Below are 14,573 nucleotides of genomic sequence, written 5' to 3' on the forward strand. Positions count from 1 at the left end.
TCATGGTCAGCGATAAGGGAATGGTGCCCTCGACAGGATTCGAACCTGCGACCTGCCCTTTAGGAGAGGGCTGCTCTATCCAGCTGAGCTACGAAGGCGCATTGCAAGTCTAACCGGCCGCTCTACGCGGCCAGCGCCAGATACGGCTCCCAGCGCGGGTCACCGCGCTCGACGCCGCGCACCGTCCACGCCGTGCCCCGCGGCGGTCGCGGCGTCATGCGGAGCGCCCATCCCATCTCCTGCGGCGTGCGGTCGCTCTTGGCGTTGTTGCACGCGAGGCAGCACGCGACCAGGTTCTCCCAGCTGTCCGCCCCGCCACGCGATCTCGGCAGCACATGGTCGATGGTCGCGGCGGACTTGCCGCAGTATCCGCACCGATGCTCGTCCCGGCGCAGCACGCCACGGCGGGTGACCGGCACTCTTCGTGTCGACGGCACCCGGACGTATCGGGTGAGCAGGATCACGACGGGCCGTTCGTAGGCGACGCGTCCGGCCCAGACCGGTTCGCTCTCCACGTGTTCGATCACGCTGGCCTTGTCGTTCAGGACGAGCACGAGGGCTCTCTTGAACGAGACCACGGTCAGGGGCTCGTATCCGGCGTTCAGGACCAGTGTGCGCATCGTCGTCATCCTCTCGATCCGCCGGGATGGCTTCCCGGCACTCTCGACTCACACGACGTCACACGGGCGGCAGCGACCGCGGGGACGACGAAGGCGCTGTCTACTGCAGACAGCACCTTTCGCGCCCGGTTGCACCGAGCTGTTCCCGCGGACGAATCCGAGGCACGCGACGACCGTGCACATCCATGGTGCGGATGCCCGGTATCGGTTCCATCGGAGTCTCCTGCCCGTACGACGACGCGTACAGGCTAGCCCATCCCCCTTACGGAGCAGCGAACCGCGGGTGAAGCCCGACGAACGTGTCGGATCAGGCGTTGGCGCCCAGCCAGCCGATCGGCTCGACGCGCGACCCGTTGACCTCGACCTCGAAGTGCAGGTGCGCACCGAAGGACCGACCGGTGTTTCCGACCTTGCCGATGAACTGACCGGCCTCGACCGTCTGACCGGCCTGCACGGCACGTGTGCCGTTGGTCATGTGCGCGTACAGGGTGGAGACGCGCTGACCGCCCACGACCGAGTCGATGACGACGGCGACGCCGTAGCCGTAGTGACTCTCCGACGAGATGCGCACCACGCCGCTGGCCGCGGCGAAGATCGGGGTGCCGGCCGGAGCGACCATGTCAGCGCCGTTGTGACCATTGCCGAGCGTGCGGCTGACGTAGTACGAGCCCTGCGGGACCGGGTAGCGCACGGCTCCGGACCCGGCAGCGACCAGTCGCAGGTCGGCGTCGCTGATGCGCACGCCGGGGTTTGCCGCTGCCACTCGGGCGGCTGCCTCGGCGCGGGCCTTCGCGGCCGCTTCCGCCTTCTTCTTCGCGATCTCGTCCGGCGTGGTCGCGGAGTAGCTGCCGCGCTTGAGCGGGGCTGCGGTCGCCTCGGACGCGACCACGAGCGACTGCGCGTCACCGACGGCCATCTGCTGCAGCGTGGTCGCCTCGCTCTGCACGGAGGTCGAGGCGGCGTAGGAGGGAAGCGCGACGGCGGCGACCAGTGCGCCGACGGCCGCGAAGATCGCGACGGTGCGCATGGGCTTCACGCTGGATCGCTTCGTGCGGGTAGCGCGGGGGCGAGCGGGCTTCTTGTCTTCAGCTGTGTCAGTCGTGACGATATCTGCGGCCAAAAGGGATTCCTCCTGCGCCTCCACGCTCGGGTAAGCGTCGGCTCATCAGCAATGTCGATTCTCGGGCACGTGAGACACGGCACGTTGTGCGAACTACTCGCGAAGACGATGAGCCGAGGAGGCGATCTTCGCGATTCGTCCCCTGCGGGCTTCTTCACCGAGGACCTGACCGAGGTTACCGGAAGATAACGATCTTGTCACCCTCAGAACCTGACAATCCCCTCAACCGCGCCGATAATGCACTCTGATCAGGCGTTCGTCCCGATGAGGAAGATGTGCGATGCGAGCTCGACGGGCAGCTCCAGCCCCGCGTCGCTGCCCTCCATCTGGATCAGCACGTAACCCTCGCTGTACCGGTAGTCGCCGGTGGCGCCCGGCACGACGCCGGCGTCGCGCAGCTGCTCGAGCAGTTCGGGGTCGACCTGCGCGGGCTCGGCGAGACGACGCACGGTGCCCTGGATCGGCCCGCCCTCGGCATCCAGCTTCTTCACCAGACCGATGACCCCCTCGTCGAACGCGGGCGTCTCGATGTCGCCGAGCTGGTCGAGACCCGGGATCGGGTTGCCGTACGGAGACTCGGTCGGATGCCCGAGCAGTTCGACCAGCCGGCGTTCGACCTGCTCACTCATCACGTGCTCCCAGCGGCAGGCCTCGTCGTGCACGTACGCCCAGTCCAGTCCGATCACATCCGACAGCAGGCGTTCCGCCAACCGGTGCTTGCGCATCACGTCGACAGCCTTGCGGCGTCCGGAGTCGGTGAGCTCGAGACGGCGGTCCTCGGAGACGACCACCAGGCCGTCGCGCTCCATGCGTCCCACCGTCTGCGACACCGTGGGACCGGAGTGTCCGAGGCGCTCGGAGATCCGCGCGCGCAGGGGCACGATGTTCTCCTCCTCGAGCTCGAGAATGGTGCGCAGATACATTTCTGTGGTGTCGATCAGGTCGGTCATTCGGCCCCTCCGGAGTTCTTAGGCAAGCCTACCTTCCCGGTGCCCGACATCGGCCGTCATACGTCCGGGCGTCGTCGCGGTCGCACATAGAATCGTGACCATGGCGATCGAGATCCCCCGTGAACTCCTGCCCGTCGACGGACGCTTCGGCTGCGGCCCGTCCAAGGTGCGCCCGGCGCAGGTCGAGGCTCTCGCCGCCGCGGGTGCGAGTCTGCTCGGCACCTCGCACCGCCAGGCCCCCGTGAAGAACCTGGTCGGCAGCGTGCGCGAGCGGCTGTCGCAGCTGTTCCGTCTGCCCGAGGGCTACGAGATCGTGCTCGGGAACGGCGGATCGACGGCGTTCTGGGACGCTGCCGCATTCGGCCTCATCGAGCGTCGCAGCCAGAACCTGGTGTTCGGCGAGTTCGGCGGCAAGTTCGCCAAGGGCGCGGCAGCCCCGTGGCTGGAGGCCCCGGATGTGCGCAAGGCCGAGCCGGGCACGCTGACCTCCCCCGAGGTCGTCGACGGCGTCGACGTGTACGCCTGGCCGCACAACGAGACCTCCACCGGCGTCGCCGCCCCGGTTCGCCGCGTGAAGGCCGACGCCCTCACCGTCATCGACGCGACCAGCGCCGCCGGCGGCATCGACGTCGACATCGCTCAGACCGACGTGTACTACTTCGCACCGCAGAAGAACCTCGGCTCCGACGGCGGTCTGTGGTTCGCGGCCGTCTCACCCGCGGCGATCGAGCGCATCGAGCGCATCGCCGCCTCGGACCGATACATCCCCGACTTCCTCAGCCTGAAGAACGCCGTCGACAACTCGCGCCTGAACCAGACGCTGAACACCCCGGCACTCGCGACCCTGCATCTGCTCGACAGCCAGCTGGAGTGGATGCTGTCGAATGGCGGGCTCGACTGGGCCGCCGCACGGACTGCCGAATCGTCGGCGCTCCTGTACGACTGGGCGACAGCATCCGATGTGGCCATGCCGTTCGTCGCCGACGCGGCGCACCGCTCCCCCGTGGTCGTCACGATCGACTTCGACGACACCGTGGATGCCGCCGCCATCGCGAAGACGCTGCGCGCGAACGGCATCGTCGACACCGAGCCGTACCGCAAGCTCGGGCGCAACCAGCTGCGCATCGCGACGTTCGTGTCGATCGAGCCCGACGACGTGCGTCAGCTGATCCGCTCGATCGACCACGTGCTCGCCCAGGGCTGAGCCCGGAGGCGCAACTCAGGACTCGGTGTCGGATGCCCGATCCTGGGCATGCTCGTCAGAATCCTCGTCAGACTCGTCGTCGTTCGGCTCGTCATCCGATTCGTCGTCCGAGTCATCCGAATCGTCGGCGTCTTCGTCGAGCTCGTCGATGTCGACGCCATCGAGGTCTCCGCCGTGCAGATGCGGGGAGCCGTCGTCGTCGAAATCGGCCGCGGCGAGGTCGTCGACGTCATCGAGAGCGCCCTCGTCGCCGTCCGACTCGTCATCGTGCTCATCCTCATCGGCACCCTGCGCGGCGAGTTCGGCCTGGTGCGCACGGTATTCCGCGAGACGCTCCGCCCACGGCACCCAGTCCGGCGCCAGCAGCGATCGGTCGCCGGGCATCAGCTCGACCTCGAGCACGGTCGGGTCGGCGTCGTCGAGCTGCGCGACGCTGACCGTCCAGTACCAGCCCGGATAGCCCGGCAGGCGGTTCTCGAAGCGCAGCGACACCACACCATCGTCCTCGGCGGTGTACCCGGCCGACGGCCCGACCGTCGAGGCGGGCGTGACCTCGTGCAGCGCGGCGAGCGCGAGATCGCGCGTCGCGGCGGCCAGTTCGTCAGGCGTCGAGATCATCGGCGACCTTACGCAGCACAGCGGCCACCTTGCGGCTCTGGCCCGCGGACGGGTAACGGCCGCGACGCAGGTCGCCACCCATGTCGTCGAGCAGGCGCACCAGGTCTTCCACGATGATCGCCATGTCGTCGGCGTTCTTGCGGTTGGCCTTCGCGAGGCTCGGCGGGGCGTCGAGCACGCGCACCGAAAGCGCCTGCGGTCCGCGACGGCCATCGGCCAGTCCGAACTCGACTCGGGTGTTCTTCTTCACGACGCTGCCCTCGGGAAGGGCAGAGGCGTGCAGGAAGACGTCCTGGCCGTCATCGGAAGCGATGAAGCCGAACCCCTTCTCGTCGTCGTAGAACCTGACCTTGCCGGTGGGCATGCGAGAACCTCACTGAAAACGGTGGAAAGCCGCGCGGAGGCGCGACCCCCTCCAGCCTACCCGGCTGCGGCCGGCCGGCAGGCGATACGCTGGGAAGGATGAGCACGCACGAACCCAGCCCGGAACCGCGCACCGGAGCACTGGAACGCTTCCTGGCCTACGCCGCGTTGATCCTCGCGGCCGCATCGATCATCAGCTTCTTCGCGATCATCATCGGCACGGCCACCGGCATGAATCAGGATGCCTTCGGCGACGGTATGTGGCCGTTCGTCGCGGCCCTGCCGCTGTTCGGGCTGCCGCTGGCCTTCGTGATGATCATCGCGCTGCTGACCATCAGCTTCGTGCGCAGGGGACGCGCGGACAAGAAGTCCTGATCCGATGAGCACCCACGCACGTCCGCTCGCCGACAGGCTCGCCGCGGCGAGCGACGCGCAGCTCGAGGAGCTGCTGCGGCGCAGGGGTGTGCGTCCCGACGTCGACTGGGACGACTTCTTCGACGCCGCCGAGGCACTGCTCGAGCCGGCGTCGATCGAACGGGGCCTGAAGGCGCTCACCCGAGACGAGGCGCGACGGCTGCACGACATCGTCGACGGACGGCAGCAGGGCGACCTTCGGGCAGCGGAAGCCGGAACCCCCGAAGACCTCGCCCTGATCGACGCCCAGGGACGGGCCCCCGTCCCCGTGGCCGCGCAGGTGCACGACATGCCCGCAGTGCCCGACGCGCCGCAGGCCGCTGTGCCACGGGCATCCGATGCCGTCTCGGCGCGCGCCGCCGAGCGCGCCTTCACGACCGTGGGTGGTCTCGCCGACCTGCTGCTGGCCACCCGATCCGCCCCGCTGACGCTGGTCGCCACCGGCACTCTGAGCGCCTCGGAGCGGCGGCGCTTCGGCGAGGACGATGACCTCGATCAGCTGCGGGTCCTCGCCGAGCTGGCCGGTCTGGCGCGCCCTGTCGATCGTCGACTGCGCGTCACCACGGCGGTCGACGACTGGCTGGCCGCCTCGTTCGCGCCGCGGTGGGCGCACCTCGCCGCCGCGTTCCGTGACGCCCTGCCTGCGGGCATCCGCGTCGGCGACGGGTGGGCGCCCGTCGTCGCGTGGCCACACGCGCACCCCTGGGACCCGACATGGCCGGCCAGGGCGGCTCAGCTGGCCGATCTCGCACGACGGCTGGGGCTGCTCGCCGAGGACGGCTCCGAGCCCGAGTGGGCGGCCGCACTGCGCACGGGGTCCGAGATCGACACGACGCCGCTCGAGGCGCTGCTGCCCACCGAGGTGGACCGGCTGTTCCTGCAGAACGATCTGACCGCGATCGCTCCCGGCCCGCTGCAGCCGGCGCTCGACAACCGCCTGCGGGCCATGACCGAGCACGAGTCGGCGGCGCAGGCCTCGTCGTACCGGTTCACCGCCGACTCGATCGCCCGCGCCCTCGTGGAGGGCGAGACCGAACAGAGCATCCTGCAGTTCCTGCGCGAGGTGTCGCTGACCGGGCTGCCGCAGGCGTTGCAGTACCTGGTGGCGCAGACCGCCGCACGACACGACCTGGTGCGCGTCGGGCCCGATGCGACCGGGGGCACGATCGTGTCGAGCACCGACGCGCACCTGCTCGAGGCGATCGAGGTCGACCGCAACCTGCGCCCGATGGGTCTCGTGCGCGAGGGCGAGCATCTGACGTCGCGGGTGGGTGCGCAGACCGTCGCCTGGGCGCTGACGGATGCCCGGTACCCCGCCACCCTGGTCGATCGCGACGGCTCGGCGGTCGCGGCGACGCCCGCGCACCCGGCCCCGGGCGGGGCCGAGGAGCCGCCATCGTATGCGCCGCTGCTCGCCCGACTGCGCTCGCACCAGGGCCCGGACGCGGATGCCGCCTGGCTCGATCGCGAGCTGGAGGCCGCCGTGCGCGCCCGCGCCGTGGTGCTCGTGGAGGTGGCGATGCCCGACGGCTCCCGCCGTGAACTGACGCTCGAGGCGTCCGGCGTCGGCGGCGGACGCCTGCGCGGCCGCGACCGCACCGCCGATGTGGAGCGCACCCTGCCGGTGCACAGCATCCGCTCGGTGCGCGTGCTGGAGAGCTGACCCCGCACGGCGACGGTAGACTGGTCTGCTATGTCTGATGGCCCCCTGATCGTCCAGAGCGACCGCACCGTGCTGCTCGAGGTCGCGCACGCCGACGCAGAGTCCGCGCGGCACGAGCTGGCGATCTTCGCCGAGCTCGAGCGCGCACCGGAGCACATCCACACCTACCGCATCACCCGGCTGGGCCTGTGGAACGCGCGCGCCGCCGGACACACCGCCGACGACATGCTCGAGACGCTCGACCGCTGGTCGCGCTTCCCCGTGCCGCCCTCCGTGGCCGTCGACCTGCGCGAGACGGTGAACCGCTACGGGCGCCTGGTGATCGAGCGCGACGACGAGGGAGCACTCGTGCTGCACTCGTCCGACCCGGCGGTGCTCACGCAGGTCGCGAACAACAAGCGCATCCAGCCGCTGCTGATCGGGCATCCGTCTCCCGAGAGCTACGTCGTCGATGCATGGGCGCGCGGCCAGATCAAGCAGGAGCTGCTCAAGATCGGCTGGCCCGCCGAAGACCTCGCCGGCTATACGCCGGGCACGCCGCATGAGATCGACCTCGCCGAGGACGGCTGGACGATGCGCCCGTACCAGCGGGAAGCCGTCGACGCCTTCGCGAAGGACGGCTCGGGCGTGGTGGTGCTGCCCTGCGGCGCCGGCAAGACGATCGTCGGCGCGGGCGCGATGGCCGCCACCGGCACGACGACCCTGATCCTCGTCACGAACACCGTCTCGGCACGGCAGTGGCGCGACGAGCTGCTCAAGCGCACCTCGCTCACGGCCGAGGAGATCGGCGAGTACTCCGGGCAGGCGAAAGAGGTCAAGCCCGTCACCATCGCGACGTACCAGATCCTCACCGCCAAGCGGAAGGGCCAGTACGCGCACCTGTCGCTGCTCGACGAGATGGACTGGGGTCTGATCGTCTACGACGAGGTGCACCTGCTGCCGGCTCCGGTGTTCAAGCTCACCGCCGACCTGCAGGCGCGCCGCCGCATCGGACTGACTGCCACGCTGGTGCGCGAGGACGGCCGCGAGGGCGACGTGTTCAGCCTGATCGGCCCCAAGCGCTTCGACGCGCCGTGGAAGCAGATCGAGGCGCAGGGCTTCATCTCGCCAGCAGCCTGCTACGAGGTGCGTGTCGACCTGCCGCCGAGCGACCGGCTGGAGTACGCGGCGGCGACCGATGACGAGCGCTATCGGCTGGCGGCCTCGGCACCGGCGAAGATCGCCGCGGTGCGCGAGTTGATCGACAAGCACCCCGGCGAGCGCATCCTGGTGATCGGACAGTACCTGGATCAGCTTGAGTCGCTGTCCGACGCGCTGGGAGCCCCGCAGATCACGGGCGCGACGCCGGTGGATGAGCGTGAAGAGCTGTACCGGCAGTTCCGCGAGGGCGAGATCTCGCTGCTGGTGGTGTCGAAGGTGGCGAACTTCTCGATCGACCTGCCCGAGGCGTCGGTTGCGATCCAGGTGTCGGGGTCGTTCGGCTCGCGCCAGGAGGAGGCGCAGCGTCTCGGACGCCTGCTGCGCCCGAAGCAGTCGAACCACACGGCGAGCTTCTACACGCTGATCGCGCGCGACACGGTCGACCAGGACTACGCGCAGAATCGTCAGCGGTTCCTCGCGGAGCAGGGCTACAGCTACACGATCATGGACGCGCACGAGCTGAGCGCCGCGTAGCGGGCGGCGGGGCTCAGCGTCAGCTGCGTTCGTCGCCCGGCTTCAGGCCGCAGCGCCAGCAGGGCGCCGCGAGGTCGTCGAGCAGCGCGCCGCAGTCCGGGCACACCTTCGACAGCCAGCAGGCGCTGTCGCCGCCGTCGTCCTCACCCATACCTCGGATGCTACTCCGCCGTGCGTCATCGGGTTCACGCTCGGGCGATCGTCGCGCCGATCGCGACGCCGACCGACCCGAAGAACACCACGGCGCTGAAGATGGCGTGGAAGGTGACCAGGGCCGGGAGCCGTCCGGTGAACACGGTGCCGATGGCTCGCACGTAATCGCGCATGCCCGCGGGGGCCGCGCCGCGCACCTGCCTCGAGCGGGCGACCATCTGCGTCTCGCCGAACGGGATGCCGATGCACAGGCCGACGACCGCAAGCCACGCCCAGAGCACCCCGCCGGTGGCGACGAAGACGATCCAGGATGCGAGGCAGGCGAGCACCACGACGACATGCGTGATCACTGCTCGCGCACCGGCGCCGTGCGCATGGCGGGCCCAGCCGACCAGCAGGGCGATCCCCGCCACGGCCTGCACGATCCACGCGCCGAGGATGATCAGGTCCATGACGGAACTGTACTACTTTCGTAGTGATTTGTCACTAGAAACGTAGTGCATCTAGGCTCATCGAGTGAGCAGCATCCGAGAGCGCGCGCTCAACGCCGCCATCACCCTGGTCGGGACCGAGGGCGTGCGCGCCCTCACGCACGGCCGGGTGGATGCTGCCGCAGCGCTTCCGCCGGGATCCACCTCCAATCATTTCCGCACGCGCGCAGCCCTGCTGGGCGGAGTCGTCGCGTGGATCGCCCAGAGCGAGCGGGTGGATGCCGGCGAACCCGGCATCCACTCGGAGACGCAGCTCACCGCCGCGCTCACCCGCATGGTGGAGGTGCAGTCCGGCGCGCTGTCGGCGCGCACGCGCGCCCGCTACGCCCTGTTCCTCGAGGCCGACGACGACGCCGCGCAGCCGCTGCGCGCACAGCGGATCGGCTTCGAGAGCTGGGTGCGCGGCATCCTGCTCGAGATAGGCGGCACGGAGGCCGCCGATCGAACGCCCTTCCTGATGGCGGCGGCCGAGGGCGTGCTGCTGCACCGACTCACCGTCGATCCGAACGCTCCGGTCGCCGACGTGATCGCCCGCGCCGTGCGGGGTGCGCTGCACGATTGAGCGGCCGCGCGCCGCAGACAATCAGCCGATGCCACGGTGAAGTCACCATAATGGGGGCATGACTGATGCGCGCATCCTGGTCGTCGACGACGAACCGAACATCCGCGACCTGCTCTCTCGGGGTCTCAGCTTCGCCGGATTCAAGGTGAAGACGGTCGCCAACGGCGCGGCCACCATCTCGGCCGTCCTCGAAGAGGAGCCCGACCTCATCATCCTCGACGTCATGCTGCCCGATATGAACGGGTTCAGCGTCACCAAGCGACTGCGGGGCGCCGGATTCACCGCACCCATCCTGTTCCTGACCGCCAAGGACGACACCCAGGACAAGATCGAGGGGCTCAACTCCGGCGGCGACGACTACGTGACCAAGCCCTTCGCGCTCGACGAGATCGTCGCCCGCGCCCAGGCGATCCTGCGACGCACCATGCAGGCCGACGAGGAGTCGCTGATCCGCGCCGGCGAGCTGTCGATGGATCAGGACACCCACGACGTGTTCGTGGGCAAGGTCCCGATCGAGCTGAGCCCGACCGAGTTCAAGCTGCTGAAGTACCTCATGCTCAACCCCAACCGGGTGCTGTCGAAGGCGCAGATCCTCGACCACGTCTGGGAGTACGACTTCAACGGCGACGCCGGAATCGTCGAGAGCTACATCTCGTACCTGCGCCGCAAGATCGATCCGCACACCGAGGAATCGGTCATCCAGACCAAGCGCGGCTTCGGCTACATGCTGAAGGTCGGCAAGTCCGCGTGACGCGGAGTCGGTGACGGGAATGGCGAACGGATCCGATTCCGTCACCCTGTGGTGGCGTCGGATCAGTCTGCGCGCCAAGGTCACCGGCGTCACCGTCGCCGTGCTCGCGCTGGGTCTGGTGATCGCCGGAATCGGCACGGTGCCCATCCTGCGGGGCGCCATGATCAACAACATCGACGCGCAGCTGCCGGCCCTGGCGACCACGGGGCAGGCCGAGCGGTTCTTCGACGTCACCGCGGGTGACGACGGGATGCTCGTCTTCGCGCCTGCCGCCGATGCTCCGCGCTCGACCGACTTCGTCGTCGCGTTCTACCAGACCGACGGCACCCCGATCGCCGAGGCGGGCGGGCAATCGGCCGACTCGCGACCAGCCTTCCCCGAGACGTTCACGCTGCAGCAGGCCAAGGCCAAGGAAGACCAGGTCCTGCCGCTGAACAACCCCGACGGCCTGGAGTTCCACGCCGCCGTGTCGCCCCAGCCCGCCCAGAGCGCTCAGAACATCCTCTACGTGCAGGTCGTCGCGCTGCCGCTCGAGGAGGCCGACCGCATCGTCGGCACCTATTTCGCCGTGTACACCACGGTCGCTCTGGTGACCATCCTGCTGGCGGCTCTGCTGACACGAGTGCTGGTGACGCTCACGTTCCGCCGCCTCGGCCATGTGGAGTCGACCGCCATGGCGATCGCGGCGGGCGACTTCAGCCAGCGACTCACCGATCTGGAGCCCACCACAGAGGTGGGGCGCCTGAATGCGGCCATCAACACCATGCTCGACCGTGTCGACCGTTCGATCGCTCAACGCGATCGCACAGTGCAGAACATGCGTCGCTTCATCGGCGACGCCAGCCACGAGCTGCGCACTCCCCTGGTCAGCGTGCGCGGCTATGCCGAGCTGTACCGGATGGGCGCCATCCACGGCGACGAAGACACGGCACGGGCGATGGAGCGCATCGAGAAAGAGGCGATCCGCATGGGGGTGCTGGTCGAGGACCTGCTCGCCCTCGCGCGGCTCGATGAGGAGCGCTCGCGAGAACTGCAGATCGAGCCGCTCGACCTTCGCCCGATCGCGCGCGACGCGGCGCTGGATATGCGCGTGGCGGCCCCGGCGCGCACGGTGACCGTGATCGACACCACCGCCGACGGAACGACCGAGACCCGCACACGGCCGGCCGCGACGGCCACATCGGCCAAGCCGGCCCCGGCGCCGGGGCGGGCCGCGGGTGCGCTCGCCCGGCTGCGCCGCCGCCCGAAGGCCGGCGCACAGCCGCCCAGAACGCCGGCAGCGGACTCGCCGGTCGCTCGCCAAGGCGGCGATGGCACGACGCCGGGCGGCTTGCCGGCGATCGACTTCACCGAAGCGACAGATGCCCCGGTGCGCACGCCGCCGATCGTGCTCGGCGAGGACAACAAGGTGCGACAGGTCGTGACGAACCTGCTGGGCAACGCCCGCCGCTTCTCGGCCGAGGACGCCCCCATCGAGATCGTCGTCGGAGCGGATCGCCGACGTGGGGTCGGCACGATCGCGGTGGTCGACCACGGTGACGGGATCCCCCCGCAGATCCGGGAGCACATCTTCGAGCGGTTCTGGCGGGCCGACACCTCGCGCGCCCGGGAGACCGGTGGCTCCGGGCTCGGCCTGGCGATCGTGGCATCGATCATCGAATCGCTGCACGGCACGGTCCGGGTGGACGAGACGCCGGGTGGCGGGGCGACGTTCGTGGTGTCGCTGCCGCTCGCCCCGCCGCAGGCCACACCCGCGCACCTGCTGGAGGAGACCCAGCCGCTCGACCGCCTGGAGCTTTGACCTCTCCTCCTGCACAATCGGGGCATCCGCCGAGTTGTCCACCGGCTCCGGCATCCGCCGCTCTCACTCGCCCGACGCACTTCTAGAGTCGGAAGCCCGTTGAGAGGAGAACCCCATGTCCGTCTTCACCGTCGACACCGATGCGGTAGCCGCGGCGCACGGCGCAGCCAGGGCCACGATGGAGCGCCTGCAGAGCGAATCGACCGCCCTCATGGCGCAGCTGACGCAGCTGCAATCCACCTGGACAGGCCCCGCGTCCGTGGCGTTCCAGCAGTGCGGTGAGCAGTGGCGCGGCGCGCAGCTGCACGTCGAGCAGGTGCTCGCATCGATCAGCACCGCCCTGGGCGCCGCCGCGAACCAGTACGCCGAGGCCGATCAGTACTCGGCGAGCCTGTTCCGCTGAGCCTGAGGACGCAGAACGCCCCCTGCCGGAGCAGGGGGCGTTCTGTCTGAGCCGTGGGCTTCCGATCAGTCAGATCAGAAGTCCATGCCACCCGACGGGTCGGCCGGAACAGCCGGCGCCTTCTCGGGCTTGTCGGCCACGACCGCCTCGGTGGTGAGGAACAGGCCGGCGATCGATGCCGCGTTCTGCAGCGCCGAGCGGGTGACCTTGGCCGGGTCGATGATGCCCTGTGCGAACATGTCGCCGTACTCGCCGGTGGCCGCGTTCAGGCCCTGGCCGGCGGGGAGCTCGGCGACCTTGTGCGACACGACGCCGGGCTCGAGACCGGCGTTGATGGCGATCTGCTTGAGCGGTGCCTCGGTCGCGACACGCACGATGTTCGCGCCGGTGGCCTCGTCACCCTCGAGGGCGAGGTTGTCGAGCACCTTGGCCGACTGCAGCAGCGCGACGCCACCACCGGGGACGATGCCCTCCTCGACGGCCGCCTTCGCGTTGCGGACGGCGTCCTCGATGCGGTGCTTGCGCTCCTTCAGCTCGACCTCGGTCGCCGCACCCGCCTTGATGACGGCCACGCCGCCGGCGAGCTTGGCGAGGCGCTCCTGGAGCTTCTCGCGGTCGTAGTCGCTGTCGGTGTTCTCGATCTCGCGACGGATCTGGGTCACGCGGCCCTCGATCGTCGACGCCTCGCCGGCGCCCTCGACGATCGTGGTCTCGTCCTTGGTGACGATGACCTTGCGAGCACGGCCGAGCAGGTCGAGGGTGGTGTTCTCGAGCTTGAGGCCGACCTCTTCGGTGATGACCTGGCCGCCGGTGAGGATCGCGATGTCCTGCAGCTGCGCCTTGCGACGGTCGCCGAAGCCGGGGGCCTTGACGGCGACCGACTTGAAGATGCCGCGGATCTTGTTCAGCACGAGCGTCGCGAGAGCCTCGCCCTCGACGTCCTCGGCGATGATGACGAGCTCCTTGCCGTCCTGGATCACCTTGTCGACGACCGGCAGCAGGTCCTTGATGTTGCCGATCTTCTGGTTGGCGATCAGGATGTACGGGTCCTCGAAGACCGCTTCCTGGCGCTCGGGGTCGGTGACGAAGTAGGGGTTCAGGTAGCCCTTGTCGAAGCGCATGCCCTCGGTGAGCTCGAGCTCGGTGCCGAAGGTCTGCGACTCCTCGACGGTGACCACGCCCTCCTTGCCGACCTTGTCGATCGCCTCGGCGATGAGCTCGCCGATCTCGGGGTCAGCGGCGGAGATCGATGCCGTGGCGGCGATCTGCTCCTTCGAGTCGATCTCCTTGGCGCTGCTCAGCAGGTCTTCGGTGATGGCCGCGACGGCCTTCTCGATGCCGCGCTTGAGCGAGATGGGGTCGGCGCCGGCTGCGACGTTGCGCAGACCCTCGCGGACCAGCGCCTGGGCCAGCACGGTCGCCGTGGTCGTGCCGTCACCGGCGACGTCGTCGGTCTTCTTGGCGACCTCCTTGACGAGCTCCGCACCGATCTTCTCGTACGGGTCGTCGAGCTCGATCTCCTTGGCGATCGACACACCGTCGTTCGTGATCGTGGGGGCGCCCCACTTCTTCTCGAGCACGACGTTGCGACCGCGCGGGCCGAGGGTCACCTTGACGGCGTCGGCCAGGATGTTGAGGCCGCGCTCGAGGCCGCGACGGGCCTCCTCATCGAAAGCGATGATCTTTGCCATGAGTCTTTCGTCCCTCCCGGACGTAGGCGATGGGATTTAGCACTCAGAGTATGCGAGTGCTAACACCCAGTTTGGCACTCGACCCATGAGAGTGC

At 69.2% G+C, this 14,573-nt stretch carries 16 protein-coding genes and 1 tRNA gene; 8 read left to right on the forward strand and 9 right to left on the reverse strand.

Translation table 11 applies throughout. The annotated features are described in order from the left end of the window. Nucleotides 1-21: 21 nt before the first annotated feature. The 4 genes from WDU99_RS11415 to WDU99_RS11430 form a co-directional block, all read right to left on the reverse strand. Nucleotides 22-98, reverse strand: a tRNA-Arg gene (locus tag WDU99_RS11415). A 24-nt stretch (nt 99-122) separates the two neighbouring features. Then, nucleotides 123-620: an HNH endonuclease gene (locus tag WDU99_RS11420; protein ID WP_337332590.1), complete on the reverse strand. Its 498-nt coding sequence runs from the start codon at nt 618-620 to the stop codon at nt 123-125. Nucleotides 621-927: 307 nt separating this feature from the next. Then, on the reverse strand, nt 928-1,647 hold the full coding sequence (locus WDU99_RS11425) for a M23 family metallopeptidase (protein ID WP_337332591.1): 720 nt from the start codon (nt 1,645-1,647) through the stop codon (nt 928-930). A gap of 341 nt (nt 1,648-1,988) precedes the next feature. After that, a complete protein-coding gene (locus WDU99_RS11430; RefSeq protein WP_337332592.1) occupies nt 1,989-2,690 on the reverse strand; it encodes an iron-dependent transcriptional repressor DtxR in 702 nt (233 codons plus the stop codon). A 100-nt stretch (nt 2,691-2,790) separates the two neighbouring features. On the opposite strand from WDU99_RS11430, the gene serC reads away from it, so the two are divergent. Then, the gene (gene serC, locus WDU99_RS11435) at nt 2,791-3,894 is read left to right on the forward strand and encodes a phosphoserine transaminase (RefSeq protein WP_337332593.1); all 1,104 of its coding nucleotides are present in this window, start codon (nt 2,791-2,793) and stop codon (nt 3,892-3,894) included. A gap of 15 nt (nt 3,895-3,909) precedes the next feature. Here the strand turns inward: serC and WDU99_RS11440 are convergent, their stop codons facing one another. Together WDU99_RS11440 and WDU99_RS11445 are read right to left on the reverse strand one after the other, a co-directional pair. After that, complete coding sequence (locus WDU99_RS11440) at nt 3,910-4,512, reverse strand: DUF3027 domain-containing protein (protein ID WP_337332594.1); 603 nt, start codon at nt 4,510-4,512, stop codon at nt 3,910-3,912. Further along, complete coding sequence (locus WDU99_RS11445; protein ID WP_337332595.1) at nt 4,496-4,876, reverse strand: cold-shock protein; 381 nt, start codon at nt 4,874-4,876, stop codon at nt 4,496-4,498. Before WDU99_RS11445 ends, WDU99_RS11440 begins: the two co-directional genes overlap by 17 nt. Nucleotides 4,877-4,974: 98 nt before the next feature. Between WDU99_RS11445 and WDU99_RS11450 the strand changes: the two genes are divergently transcribed. The 3 genes from WDU99_RS11450 to WDU99_RS11460 are packed head-to-tail and all read left to right on the forward strand — an operon-like array spanning nt 4,975 to nt 8,626. Continuing rightward, nucleotides 4,975-5,250: a multidrug ABC transporter ATPase gene (locus WDU99_RS11450; RefSeq protein ID WP_337332596.1), complete on the forward strand. Its 276-nt coding sequence runs from the start codon at nt 4,975-4,977 to the stop codon at nt 5,248-5,250. Between the two features lie 4 nt (nt 5,251-5,254). After that, complete coding sequence (locus tag WDU99_RS11455) at nt 5,255-6,952, forward strand: helicase-associated domain-containing protein (protein WP_337332597.1); 1,698 nt, start codon at nt 5,255-5,257, stop codon at nt 6,950-6,952. 30 nt (nt 6,953-6,982) lie between these two features. Further along, nucleotides 6,983-8,626 (forward strand): DNA repair helicase XPB, encoded by a 1,644-nt coding sequence (locus WDU99_RS11460; protein WP_337332598.1) that lies wholly within the window; start codon nt 6,983-6,985, stop codon nt 8,624-8,626. A gap of 19 nt (nt 8,627-8,645) precedes the next feature. Here WDU99_RS11460 and WDU99_RS11465 read toward each other — a convergent pair whose 3' ends face one another. Both WDU99_RS11465 and WDU99_RS11470 read right to left on the reverse strand, forming a co-directional pair. Next, on the reverse strand, nt 8,646-8,777 hold the full coding sequence (locus WDU99_RS11465) for a hypothetical protein (protein ID WP_337332599.1): 132 nt from the start codon (nt 8,775-8,777) through the stop codon (nt 8,646-8,648). Between the two features lie 34 nt (nt 8,778-8,811). After that, nucleotides 8,812-9,231, reverse strand: a complete 420-nt coding sequence (locus WDU99_RS11470) for a hypothetical protein (protein WP_337332600.1) — start codon at nt 9,229-9,231, stop codon at nt 8,812-8,814. Between the two features lie 64 nt (nt 9,232-9,295). Here WDU99_RS11470 and WDU99_RS11475 point away from each other — a divergent pair, with 64 nt between their 5' ends. The 4 genes from WDU99_RS11475 (at nt 9,296) to WDU99_RS11490 (ending at nt 12,787) form a co-directional block, all read left to right on the forward strand. After that, nucleotides 9,296-9,832, forward strand: coding sequence for a TetR/AcrR family transcriptional regulator (locus tag WDU99_RS11475; protein ID WP_337332601.1), 537 nt, complete (start codon nt 9,296-9,298; stop codon nt 9,830-9,832). Between the two features lie 58 nt (nt 9,833-9,890). Beyond that, nucleotides 9,891-10,583: a response regulator transcription factor gene (locus WDU99_RS11480; RefSeq protein WP_222446441.1), complete on the forward strand. Its 693-nt coding sequence runs from the start codon at nt 9,891-9,893 to the stop codon at nt 10,581-10,583. A 19-nt stretch (nt 10,584-10,602) separates the two neighbouring features. Beyond that, nucleotides 10,603-12,384 (forward strand): sensor histidine kinase, encoded by a 1,782-nt coding sequence (locus tag WDU99_RS11485; RefSeq protein WP_337332602.1) that lies wholly within the window; start codon nt 10,603-10,605, stop codon nt 12,382-12,384. Between the two features lie 115 nt (nt 12,385-12,499). Further along, a complete protein-coding gene (locus WDU99_RS11490; RefSeq protein ID WP_337332603.1) occupies nt 12,500-12,787 on the forward strand; it encodes a WXG100 family type VII secretion target in 288 nt (95 codons plus the stop codon). A 74-nt stretch (nt 12,788-12,861) separates the two neighbouring features. Here the strand turns inward: WDU99_RS11490 and groL are convergent, their stop codons facing one another. Further along, the gene (groL, locus tag WDU99_RS11495) at nt 12,862-14,478 is read right to left on the reverse strand and encodes a chaperonin GroEL (RefSeq protein WP_337332604.1); all 1,617 of its coding nucleotides are present in this window, start codon (nt 14,476-14,478) and stop codon (nt 12,862-12,864) included. Nucleotides 14,479-14,573: the final 95 nt, after the last annotated feature.

Origin of the sequence: Microbacterium bandirmense, from assembly GCF_037204185.1 — a bacterium.
GTDB classification, from domain to species: Bacteria; Actinomycetota; Actinomycetes; order Actinomycetales; family Microbacteriaceae; genus Microbacterium; species Microbacterium bandirmense.